Source organism: Mucilaginibacter polytrichastri, assembly GCF_001911425.1.
GTDB classification, from domain to species: Bacteria; Bacteroidota; Bacteroidia; order Sphingobacteriales; family Sphingobacteriaceae; genus Mucilaginibacter; species Mucilaginibacter polytrichastri.
Genome location: NZ_MPPL01000001.1, coordinates 885204 through 897639 on the forward strand (window position 1 = coordinate 885204; position 12436 = coordinate 897639).

General features: G+C 42.4%; 8 protein-coding genes. 5 read left to right on the forward strand and 3 right to left on the reverse strand.

Annotated features, from left to right (window positions below):
* Positions 1–78: 78 nt before the first annotated feature.
* From RG47T_RS04060 to RG47T_RS04070, 3 genes are all read right to left on the reverse strand, one after another.
* A complete protein-coding gene (locus RG47T_RS04060) occupies positions 79–1986 on the reverse strand; it encodes a DUF294 nucleotidyltransferase-like domain-containing protein (RefSeq protein WP_074488243.1) in 1908 nt (635 codons plus the stop codon).
* Positions 1983–2711 (reverse strand): 3'-5' exonuclease, encoded by a 729-nt coding sequence (locus tag RG47T_RS04065; RefSeq protein WP_074488244.1) that lies wholly within the window; start codon positions 2709–2711, stop codon positions 1983–1985. Before RG47T_RS04065 ends, RG47T_RS04060 begins: the two co-directional genes overlap by 4 nt.
* A 79-nt stretch (positions 2712–2790) precedes the next feature.
* Positions 2791–3195 (reverse strand): VOC family protein, encoded by a 405-nt coding sequence (locus tag RG47T_RS04070; protein WP_074488245.1) that lies wholly within the window; start codon positions 3193–3195, stop codon positions 2791–2793.
* A 419-nt stretch (positions 3196–3614) separates the two neighbouring features.
* Here RG47T_RS04070 and katG point away from each other — a divergent pair, with 419 nt between their 5' ends.
* The 5 genes from katG to RG47T_RS04095 all read left to right on the forward strand — a co-directional run bounded on the left by katG (position 3615) and on the right by RG47T_RS04095 (position 12327).
* Entirely contained in the window at positions 3615–5897 is a 2283-nt protein-coding gene (gene katG, locus RG47T_RS04075; RefSeq protein ID WP_074488246.1) for a catalase/peroxidase HPI, read from the forward strand.
* A 198-nt stretch (positions 5898–6095) separates the two neighbouring features.
* A complete protein-coding gene (locus RG47T_RS04080; protein WP_074488247.1) occupies positions 6096–6746 on the forward strand; it encodes a FadR/GntR family transcriptional regulator in 651 nt (216 codons plus the stop codon).
* Positions 6747–6751: 5 nt separating this feature from the next.
* Positions 6752–7585 (forward strand): sulfite exporter TauE/SafE family protein, encoded by an 834-nt coding sequence (locus RG47T_RS04085; RefSeq protein ID WP_074488248.1) that lies wholly within the window; start codon positions 6752–6754, stop codon positions 7583–7585.
* A 14-nt stretch (positions 7586–7599) separates the two neighbouring features.
* Positions 7600–8001, forward strand: a complete 402-nt coding sequence (locus RG47T_RS04090; protein ID WP_074488249.1) for a DUF1634 domain-containing protein — start codon at positions 7600–7602, stop codon at positions 7999–8001.
* 186 nt (positions 8002–8187) lie between these two features.
* On the forward strand, positions 8188–12327 hold the full coding sequence (locus RG47T_RS04095; protein ID WP_074488250.1) for a hybrid sensor histidine kinase/response regulator transcription factor: 4140 nt from the start codon (positions 8188–8190) through the stop codon (positions 12325–12327).
* Positions 12328–12436 lie beyond the last annotated feature (109 nt).

A 12436-nucleotide genomic window follows, 5' to 3' on the forward strand; every position in this document is an offset into this window, starting at 1 on the left:
AAAGACAAGAAATGAAAGCAGTAGCAGGAAAGAAAATAAAATAGCGGCACGCTCAATCTGATGTTCTTAATTTATTGTTTAACTTAACAGGCCACTGGTAAATTCCAGCCTTATTTTTGTCTGGAAGCTTTTAATCACGTTAAAGATTTCTTTCAGCGTTACACGTTCTATAGTAGTTAGTGTATCAACATCCATATAATTATCCGGTTCGGCATGGTCATAGATGATCTGGCTGGCCTGTTTTTTTAGACGCATATTCATTAGCAAATAATACGATTGGCTAAGTTCGTGATACTCGGCATCGGTAAAAATCCCTTTTTGCTTCAGGGCAATTAGTCTTTCGCCGGTATTAACTGCAAAGATCCTGTTCTTTAAAGCATACACCCGTACCAGGTCAACAATTGGCGACATCACTTTCTTGATATCAAATACCTCCAGTGAGCCCTTGGTAAAGGTGCGGATACTTTTGAAAAACGTAAGCGGCGGCTCATATTGAAGCGCATTTTTAGCCATATGAAAAAAGAGTTTCGTCATAGGCTGCTGCAGTTCTTCGTCCAGAAACTCATGCAGTTCGTCCATAATAGAGGTATCTCCATAAATAGAGCGGCAATCAAAAAAAGTAGAGAAATTAATAACCGTTTCCGGGATAGATTCGTCCATCCAGTATTTGTAGTTTCTTTTCCAGTGCGAGAGCGAATGTGTCCATTTGGGGTTTTGGGCCATAAAACCACCGGTACAAAAGCTGAATCCGATATGGTTTAGTTTGTCGGACACCGAAGTGGCAAAGCGAAGGAAATAATCCCGTACTTCTTCGCGGTGCTCATTGGCCTTATCCTCATAAATAATCGCATTGTCCTGGTCTGTTTTAAAGGTTTGCTCTTTGCGGCCTTCGCTGCCCAATACCATAAATACAAATTTAGCAGGTGGCTTACCCAGTTCTTCTATTACGTTTTCTATCACTTTTTGGGCAATGGTATCGGCAATAGTGGTAATAACCTGGTTGGCTATTTGCGAGTTAACACCCCTTTGCAGCAATTGGTTAACAAATTTAGGGACAGATTCCCATTTTCGTTTCAACTCGTCATCAGAGATGGCAGATTTAACCGACTGGATAAATACGAGCGGCGATTGTGCTTGCTCGCTTAACAATTTGTTGCGACTTAAAAAGCCGATAGGCTGGTTATCTTTTTTTATGAGGAGGTAACGGGTTTTGGTACGAAACATCATCAATGCAGCTTCGTAAACAAAGGCTTCTGCATCTACGCTAACAATGCCCCGGTCCATTACAGAGCCAAGTGCATCGTTGGGGTCTTTCCGGGCAGCAATAACCTGGTCACGCAGGGTAATATCAGTTACATAGCCAATAAGTTTCCCGGTATCGTCGCTTACAAAGAGGCAGCTTACTTTGTTAATAGCCATAGATTTTGCCGCCTCAAATATGGGCGTCTGTTGCGGGCATTTCACAATGGAACGGTATTCGATGCTTTCTATCCTCCGGGTGTAAAGCTCTTCTGCTGCAATATAATTTTCTTCGTTTGGTGCGGGGCGCTTAAAGAAATGCACAAATTCTTCGTTTTGCATCCTCTTGCCAAACTCGGCCGCGAAATATTGAAAAAACGGTTCAGAAATCTTGCAAAGCTCCCTGAACTGCTTTCTGTGCAAAAAATAAACCAACGTGCCTTTCTTGGCAATAACAGTGCGAAGCGACTGCCGCTGATTGAGTAAAACCGAGACACCGCCGTAACAAAAGCCAGGTTCATGTACCTCTGGCAGGCGTTTGTTTTTTGCGCTATCATAAAAAAAGGACTCGTATTGCCCTTTTACAATAATATCTACACCTTTTAGCTTGGTGATTTCCTGCTGGTAAATCAGTTTGTCTTTGTGGTAGGTAATATCCTGCAGATGTTCTGCCACTTCGGTCAAAAGCTCTTCCGGCAGCAAATTAAAAGGGCTTACGGTTTTTAAGTAAGCAAGATGGGCATTCATAAATAAGCCGTATAAATAATTAAAGAACTTACCAAAGCAAGGAGGAGCAAGGGTGAAAAGTAGTTTCGTTTGTTGTGGGTGGGGTCACGCCATTTATCAGCAGCTTTATTTTGTTGAATAATATTACCGGAAGTTAGTTCGCCGCGGCTTTTCATTTCAAAAAAGCAGGCTGCTGTGGCTTCGGCATCTACCAGGGCATTATGCTGGTTATTCAATTCATGATAGAAAAGAAAGGTATATAATTCGCCAAGGTGTAATTGCCTGCCGGTATAGTTATTGGTCAGGTTTCCGGATGCCAACATAGTACAAAAAATGGGGAGATGCTCCAGCGGATTTGCCAGCCCGGCACGAAAAAAGGCTGCGCCAAGTACATAATAATCCAGCTTGATAAAATGCCCGATAACCAATGGTTGATAGGTTTCCAGGTCTTTTGCTAGTATATCCAGCACATCGATGTCCTTTTCCCCGTTTGCTGATAAAAAGTCTGTAGTTAAATGATGCACCGCAATAGCGGCTTCGGTAATGTGAAAGTGATCGTTCCTGATATAGCGGTTCTCTTTTTTGATCTCCTTTCGCTGGTCGTCATAAATAGTCCAGGAAACCTGTATAGGTTGCGGCCAGTTCCCTTCTTCAGAATAGGGGAGCGACCAGTTCAACGGCAGGCCCGAGGCTTCGGTATCGATGAACAGTAAATATTTATTTCCGGTTATAACGTTTTGCGGCATGGGCTTAACAGATGCGTTAAGTTAGAAAAAAATAATTGTGCATCCAATTTTTAAACAAGCACATATGGGTAAGTATAGTTTACCCAGCCGCATTATCCGGCTCTGCATCGTCTTTCGGTTCCCAAAGTTCAATAATGTTGCCTTCCGGATCGAGCACATGCACAAACTTGCCATAGTCGTATTCTGCAATCTCATCAACAATAATTACGTTGTCCTTTTTTAGTTCATCCAGTAGCGCAACGAGGTTTTCTACCCGGTAATTAATCATAAATGGCTTGGCCGAAGGGTTGAAATATTTGGTATCCTGCGGAAACGTGCACCAGGATGTGGAACCTTCTTTCGACGGATCATCTGCCTGCCGCCACTCAAAAGTTGTTCCATAATTACTGGTAACCAACCCAAGGTTTTTAGCGTACCATTCGTTCATATTTTGCGGGTTTTCGCATTTAAAGAATACTCCGCCAATGCCCGTTACTTTTTTCATGTTTAAAAGTGTTGTACTATTTAAGAAGTGATATAAAATGGAATAAGTATTATAAACTACGTTAATAATAGGTTAGGGTGCAGAGCTGATGAAATGGCTGTTTATGTACACCTCGCTAAGCAATTTCAGTCTAATTTTGGACATTACCAAATGTGTTTAAATCTTTATTAACGCTGCTGGCAATTTAGGGCTTACACCAGTGAGCTATCCATTTACAGGCACAGCTGAATTACATGCAGTGCCGGGCAGCCTGGTTGCTAGTTAAATATTTGCCGAAACCAGAAGTTGCACAACTTAATAAGTTTTAACTATTGAATATAGAATTAATTGATTGTGATTGTTTAACCTAATCACGTAATTTTATATCAATATATAAGCGATAAGCGCATTAAGTATTCTAATATAAACCTGTAAAAATAATGGAAAACGAATCAAACGACATCAGTAAATGCCCATTTTTTAATGGTAGCATGCAGCACAATGTTGCAGGTGGCGGCACCCGTAATAACGATTGGTGGCCAAACCAGTTAAAGTTGAATATCCTGCGCCAGCAATCTTCTTTATCAAACCCAATGGATAAAGATTTTAATTATGCCGAAGCTTTTAAAAGCCTCGATATGGAAGCAGTAAAACAAGACCTTCATGCCCTTATGACCGACTCGCAAGACTGGTGGCCGGCAGATTTTGGCCACTATGGTGGCCTGTTTATACGTATGGCATGGCACAGTGCCGGTACCTATCGTGTACACGATGGGCGTGGTGGTGCAGGTGCCGGGCTGCAACGTTTTGCACCGCTTAACAGCTGGCCGGATAATGTAAGTCTTGATAAAGCACGCAGATTGCTTTGGCCTATTAAACAAAAATATGGCCGCAAAATTTCATGGGCCGATCTGATGATCCTTACCGGTAACATCGCGCTGGAATCTATGGGTTTTAAAACCTTTGGCTTTGCCGGCGGGCGTGCGGATGTATGGGAAGCAGACGAATCTGTTTATTGGGGTTCTGAAACCACCTGGCTGGGTGGCGACCTGCGTTATGCACATGGCTCGCCCGGCGTGCAGGAGGGGCATGGTGTATTGGTATCAGACGATGATGCCGATGGCGATATCCATACCCGTAACCTGGAAAAGCCGCTTGCAGCTGTGCAAATGGGATTAATTTATGTAAACCCGGAAGGCCCTGATGGTAACCCTGACCCTATGATGTCTGCCAAAGATATCCGCGATACATTTGGCCGTATGGCCATGAATGACGAGGAAACTGTTGCCCTGATAGCAGGTGGCCACAGCTTTGGTAAAACCCACGGTGCTGCATCTGCAGACCATGTAGGTAAAGAGCCAGAAGCTTCGGACATCGAATTACAAGGCTTTGGTTGGAGTAACAGCTATGCTTCTGGAAAAGGTGCTGATACCATTACCAGCGGCTTGGAAGTAACCTGGACCAAAACGCCTACCCAATGGAGCAATAACTTTTTTGAAAACCTTTTTGGCTTTGAGTGGGAGCTTACCAAAAGCCCCGCAGGTGCACACCAATGGGTAGCTAAAAACGCAGAAGCAATTATCCCCGATGCGTATGACGATACCAAAAAACACCTGCCGATGATGCTTACCAGCGACATTGCTTTAAGGGTTGACCCGGCTTACGAAAAAGTATCAAGACGCTTTTTAGAAAACCCGGACGAATTTGCCGACGCTTTTGCACGTGCCTGGTACAAACTAACGCACCGTGATATGGGCCCTCGCGAACGTTACCTGGGTAATGATGTACCGCAGGAAGAATTGCTTTGGCAAGACCCTATACCTGCAGTTGACCACGCACTTGTAAATGAAGGTGATGTTGCAGGCCTTAAAGCGAAAATATTAGCATCTGGTTTAAGCGTATCCGAGCTGGTTTCTACAGCATGGGCATCTGCTTCAACCTTCCGCGGTTCTGATAAGCGTGGTGGTGCCAATGGTGCCCGCATTAACCTGGCCCCACAAAAGTATTGGCAGGTAAATAACCCGGCGCTGCTGCAAAACGTGTTGAACACGCTTGAGGGTATCCAAAACGAATTTAATGCAGCCCAGGCCGATGGTAAAAAAGTTTCGCTGGCAGATTTAATTGTGCTGGCCGGTTGCGCCGCTGTTGAAAAAGCAGCCCGGGATGCAGGCCAAACAGTTACGGTGCCTTTTACGCCGGGCCGTGCAGACGCTTCACAAAGCCAAACCGATGTAGAATCATTTGGTTACCTGGAGCCTGCTGCCGATGGTTTCCGTAATTACCGTAAATCAAAACTCCCGATATCAACCGAAGAATTGCTGATAGATAAAGCGCAATTACTTACGCTTACTGCGCCCGAGTTAACCGTATTGCTGGGTGGTATGCGTGTACTGAACACTAATTTTGATGGTTCTAAACACGGCGTATTTACATCTCGCCCGGGTGTGCTTACCAACGATTTCTTTGTAAACCTGCTCGATATGGGCATTGCCTGGAAAGCGCAATCTAACGAGAAAGAAATTTACGAAGGTAGTAACCGAGCTACCGGCGAGGTAAAATGGACAGGCACCCGTGCCGATCTGGTATTTGGCTCTAACTCAGAGTTACGTGCTGTTGCCGAAGTATATGCAAGCGCTGATGCGCAGGATCAGTTTGTGAAGGATTTTATAGCAGTCTGGAACAAGGTAATGAACCTGGACAGGTTTGACCTGGCGAAATCATAAACTATTTCCTATTCGACTATCTACTAGAAAGCGATAGACGATTAATATTACTTTATACAACAAAAGGCACCGTTAATGGTGCCTTTTGTTGTATAAAGTAAATCATAAAGTAATTTTATTGTAAAGAGATAATTTTATTTTATTTAAACATCAGATGTTTAAATAAAGATCGTATGTTTGTATCGCTAATTCAAACTTATGAATAGGGAAAAACTTTCAGATCTGGTTGCAGCCAAAATAAAGCTGGACATCAAACAAAAAAAGTATCAGGCAGGGGAGAAGATCCCGGCCGAGCCGGAACTTATGAATATATATAGTGTAGGCCGCTCTTCCATTCGTGAAGCTATAAAGAGCTTGGCAATGGCCGGTGTATTGCAGGTAAAGCAGGGTGATGGTACTTATGTTAATGAGCAAACAGATGAGTTACCTATAGAACAGCAATTGAAAAACGCCAGTTTTGAGGAGATCAATAGCGTGCGCAGGTTGCTGGAAGCAGAGATCGTAAAACTGGCCGCAGAACTATATACTCTTGATGACCTTACCGAAATGGAAAAACATCTGGCCGACAGGAAACAAGCCATATTAACGGAAGACCGTGCTGCCTGCGCCAATGCCGATATTGCTTTCCACATGGCTATTGCCAAAGCTTGTGGCAATGGTGTGCTGGCAGCTTTATATCAAAATTTCACCCAAACTATCCGCACATTTTTTTCGCAACGCGAAGTGCAGGGCATTAATCATTTTGCCATGAGCCACCATTTGCACGAGGATCTTTTAATGGCCATCAAGGGCAGGAAAAAAAAGCAGGCGGTAGAGATCATTACCTATATTTTGAATAATAATTATTAATTATCATGACTATTTTAACATTCACTTTATTATTACTGGCCGGTGCTTATTTGGCTGGTTTAGTGGGGTCGCTTACAGGTTTGGGCGGCGGCGTGGTTATTATACCACTATTAACACTTGTGTTTCATGTAGATATCCGTTATGCTATTGGTGCAGCGTTGCTGGCCTCTATTGCCAATTCATCGGGTGCTGCCAGCGCTTATGTTAAGGAGGGGATCACTAATATCAGGCTGGGCATGTTTCTGGAAATTGCCACCACGGTAGGGGCAGTGGTAGGTGCGCTTATTGCCGTATACACCCCTACTAATACCATTGCTATTTTGTTTGGTAGTATCCTGCTGTTTTCGGCAGCCATGACGTTGCGTAAAAAGAATCAGGAAGCATTGCTGGTAGGCAGCCCTGCTGCAAATAAACTAAAGTTAAACAACAGCTATCCTACCAAAGATGGCGAAGTAAGCTACAAACTGAAAAACGTTGGTGCGGGTTTTTCTATCATGACGGTTGCCGGTATTTTTTCGGGTTTGCTGGGCATAGGTTCGGGCGCGTTAAAAGTACTGGCTATGGACTCTACCATGCACATCCCATTTAAAGTAAGCACAACCACCAGCAATTTTATGATAGGGGTAACAGCCGCCGCCAGTGCGGTGGTTTACCTGCAAAGGGGTTATATGGATGCATGTATTGCCTTCCCAGTGGTGCTGGGCGTATTGTGCGGTGCCTTTACCGGCTCAAAGCTTTTACCACGCATAGATGCCAAAGTGTTAAAATACATTTTCTGTACAGCTATTGCATTTGTAGCGGTAGAGATGATTTACAATGGTTACAATCACAAATTTTAATTGACCAAAACGTTATGAAAAATATAAATTCAAAACAACCCCTGGCCGATCATGATATCGAGCAGTTTATCGGTCTCCAGCTAAGGTTTGGCGTAGTGCTTTCCAGCCTTATTGTACTTACTGGTGGTATCTTGTATCTGGTACAGTCCGGCGGTATGGCATTGCCACATTACCAGCAATTTATTGGCGAAAAGGCAGGATTTACTACCGGCCGGGAAATTTGGTATGGGGCAATAGGTATGCAGGCAAAAGGGATTATCCAGCTTGGCGTGGTTGTACTTATTGCAACGCCAATACTGCGGATCTTTTTCTCTCTGATTGGTTTTATTGTAGAGAAAGACCGGCTTTACATTTTAATTACGCTGGTTGTGTTGTCGGTTATGATGTTCAGCATATTTGGTGGTTTAAAAGTTTAATAATCAAACTAATTAAAAGCGCTCATAACAAAATTTAATTTCGTTAATCAGGGCTCACAGCAAGGCGGCACATGTGCTGCCTTGCTGTTTTTATATTTTCTTTAACATAATTAATAACCCAATTTTATATATTTACCAAACCAGTTAGCCGTAACATATCTATATTTAATAGTATAAATCATTTCTATGAGGGTTCTTAGTATCATTTTGTTTGTGGTTTTAACATTAACCGGGCAAGCAGGATATCCTCAAAATGGCAAACCTGCCAATGATGATTTTGGTAGCCTTAAGAATTATGCGATAAATACCTACAACATTAACAACGGCCTGCCATCTAAAAGCACTACCAGTGCAATTAAAGACAGAAATGGATTTTTATGGGTAGGCACCCAAAATGGACTGTGCCGGTTTGATGGGTACCGGTTTAAAACTTTTATAAACATACCAGGCGATAGCACCAGCCTAACCAGCAATTATATTAATGTTATTACCGAAGATAAAAAGGGACGTATTTGGGTAGGCACACTTGATGGCCTTAACCTGCTCGATCCGCTTACCGAAAAATTCAGGCGGTTTAATCACCAGGATCAGGTTCCCGGCTCGCTAAGTAATAATAAGATCTGGTCGCTGCTCGCTGATAAATACAATAACATCTGGATAGGTACAGACGATGGTTTTGACCGGTTTATTGAAAAAAATCAAACCTTTGAAGTTTTTCAGCCCAACCCGGCAGATGCCGATGCTATAAAAGGTAAATCTGTTAATGCTATTATTGAAGACCATGCCAATAACCTCTGGCTGGGTAACTGGAGCGGGGGCCTTAACAGGTTTAATAAAGGCACCAAAAAATTTGTAAGCTTCGCGCAGCCTCAATTGGCTAACGGTAAAAATCCTAATGATGTATGGAGCCTGTGTTTAGCCGAAGACGGAAATATTTGGGTGGGCACTTATTGGAAAGGCCTGTTTAAATTTGATGTTAAGGCAAATAAATTTACGGCGTACCCGTCCCCGTCCAATGAAAACGGTAGTGTTTTTCGGATTTTAAACCTAGGCGGGCATTTAATGCTGTTGGGCTGTAGCGATAATTTTTACTGGTTTAATTCAGTAAATAACAAATGGCAGCAAATTAATAACCTCAATAGTTTTCAGCAGGCTGGTTTGTTTCAGGATGAAAACGGAGTTATCTGGATTTGTTCTATGGAAGGGCTTACCAAAATTGACAGGCAACAATATAAGTTTACATTCTTGCCTTTCCAAGCAGAAAAACGATGGATTAAAAGTATACTGTACAGGCATAATGCTGCCTGGCTGGGTACCAATAACGGCCTCATGGTGGTACCATTAAATAAGGGGGCATCAAATACTTTTCTACACTCAGATAATTCGCAAAGTATCGGCAATAATTCTGTAAATAAGCTGTACCTGGATACTCACGGCAAGTTATGGGACCTTACAGAATTTGGATTTGATGAATATGATGATCAAACTGGGAAGTTTATCCATCACGCCCACCATTCCAGTTTGGGGAGTTTTTTTAATGAAGATGTTTTCCGTGATATTTTAGAGGTGAGCCCTGGTGAATATTGGCTGGCTACCGATGCCGGGTTGAAAATATATCACCGTAATACCGAAACTTTTACCCATTACTTTAACCAGAAAGGCAAGCCGTACACATTAAGTAATAATCATTTATATTGTTTATTAAAAGATGCCGGCAATAACATATGGATAGGTACCGAGGGTGGGGGCTTAAACAGGTTTGATCAGTCAAAAAAGCGATTTTACAGTTACCTGGTTAATGATAAAAAAACAGGTAGCATCAGCAGTAATGATATCCATGATGTTTTTATGGATTCGCATCAAAACATATGGGTTTGCACGCAGGATGGCTTAAACAAGTATATTAAAAGCTCAAACTCGTTTCAGGTATATTCTAAAAGCAATGGCTTTGCCAGCAATGTGTTTAAGCAAATGGTAGAGGATGGCAAGGGCAACCTGTGGATAGTTACAGAAACCGGCGTATCCTGCTTTAACCCTGTAACCATGCAGGTTAAGAATTTTGATGAGGGCGATGGGGTGTTTGCAAATGCTGTGATATGCAAAGTAAATAACCATCAAATATTACTTGGAGGCACCAAGGGGCTGGTTTCTTTTGATCCGCTGGCCATTAATTATAATATTGTTGCACCCCCGGTTTATTTTTCAGACTTCCAGATCTTTAATAAATCAGTAACAGTGGGCAGTAACAGTCCGCTTAAATTGCCTGTCCAAAATGCAAAAGAAATAGTACTGAATTATAATCAAAGTGTTTTTTCTATTGAATATGTAGCGCTTAATTATACCCATACCGAAAAAAACAACTATGCCTACAAATTAGAGGGTTTTGATAAACGGTGGAACTATGTTGGCGGGCAGCGTAAAGCTACTTATACTAACTTAAGCCCTGGTAAATATACGTTTAGGGTTAAAGCATCCAATAATGATGGGGTATGGAACAGTGCGGGTAAATCGCTGATTATTGTGATAACACCTCCGTGGTATCTTACATGGTGGGCCTATCTTGTGTATGCTTTCTTATTTGGGGTTGCGGTGTACGGTTATATATTTTACAATAACCGGCAGGCAAAGTTAAAATATGAGGTAAAGCTGGCCCATATTGAAACCGAAAAGGAAAAAGAGTTGCATGAAAAAAAACTATCGTTCTTTACCAATATCTCGCACGAGTTTAGGACGCCTTTAACCTTGATTATTAACCCGCTGAAAGAAATTTTGTATACGGGCGGTAATGATGTTGATCAGCAAAATCTTAACACTATAAACCGTAATGCCAGGCGGTTATTGAGCTTGGTAGATCAGTTGTTATTATTCAGAAAGGCAGATGCGGATGCAGATGAACTGAAACTGGCCAGGATTAACATTGTTGATTTGAGCAGGGAGGTGTTCTTATGCTTTTCGCACCAGGCAGGCAGTAAGAAACTCAAATTCGAATACATTTGTGGCGTAGCGGAAATAGAACTGATAGCAGACCGGGAAAAAATTGAGATCGTTTTGTTTAACCTGCTCTCAAACGCGGTGAAATTTACCGAACCGGGTGGCGAAGTACAGATGCGCGTTGAGCAATCTGCAGACCGGGTTTATATACAGGTGCGCGATAGCGGATGTGGGATATCGCAAGCTGCCGGCGATAAGCTTTATCATAAATATTACCAGGAGTATCAACATAACAGCCTTTCTAAAGGCGGCTTGGGTATTGGTTTGTTTTTAGTGAAGAGTTATACCGAACAGCACGGCGGCCAGGTAAGCTATGAAAGCGAGGCCGGAAGAGGGACTGTTTTTAAGCTTGAATTGCTTAAAGGAAGGTCGCATTTAAAAGCAACGGCAGTAATAGAAGACAAACCCAAAAGGTCTGTTTTTTTTAATGAACTGATGGAGGAAGAAGCTGAAACCGACCAGCCCTTAATTGTAAATACACACCAACCAGATGCGGCAGAAATAACGTCCGATTTTAAATCGATGCTTATTATTGAGGATAATAAGGAAATAAGCGATTATATAAAGCAGGTATTTATTGCAGATTATATAGTTTACGAGGCCCATAATGGCGAATCTGGCTTGAAAATGGTTATAGAACTAATGCCCGATATTGTTATCAGTGACGTAATGATGCCGGGCATGAGCGGGATAGAATTATGTACCCGGATAAAGGAAGACCCAAACCTATGCCATATCCCTATTATATTACTAACTGCCATTACATCGCCCGAAATTAAGCTCAAGGGGATTGAGGGTGGGGCCGACGACTACATTAGTAAGCCTTTCGAAAAGGAAATATTGATAGCCCGTGTAAAGGGGATCCTTAAAACCCGGAACAATTTGCAGCGGTATTTTTTCAATGAGATTACCCTCAAATCAAACAACCTCAAAATCTCGCAGGAGTATAAGGAGTTTCTGGATAAGTGCCTGGCCATTGTAGAGCGCCATTTAAGCGACCGCGACTTTAGTATCAAAATACTGGCAACAGAAATTGGCATGAGTCACTCTAACGTTTACCGTAAAATAAAATCTATATCGGGGCAGTCGGCCAATGGTTTTATCCGGTTTATTCGCTTGAGGAAAGCAGCCGAATTATTTTTAACTACAGACAGTACCGTTGCCGAAGCTGCCTATAAGGTAGGCCTTAACGATCTTAAGCACTTTCGTGAGCAATTCAGTAAGCTGTTCGGCTTAAATCCGTCTGATTATATTAAGAAATACCGCAACTCGTTCCACAACGATCAAACCATGAACCGCGATGTTTTGAAAAACGATAAAAGCAGCCGGGTTTAAAGGTATTGTGCCTGTATTGTAGATTTGGAGTCATTTTTGCCGAATTACCCCCGCTCAATTGCAGAGTTTGCCCCTCACGCATCTCTTAAAAATCGTTCAATTTAGCATT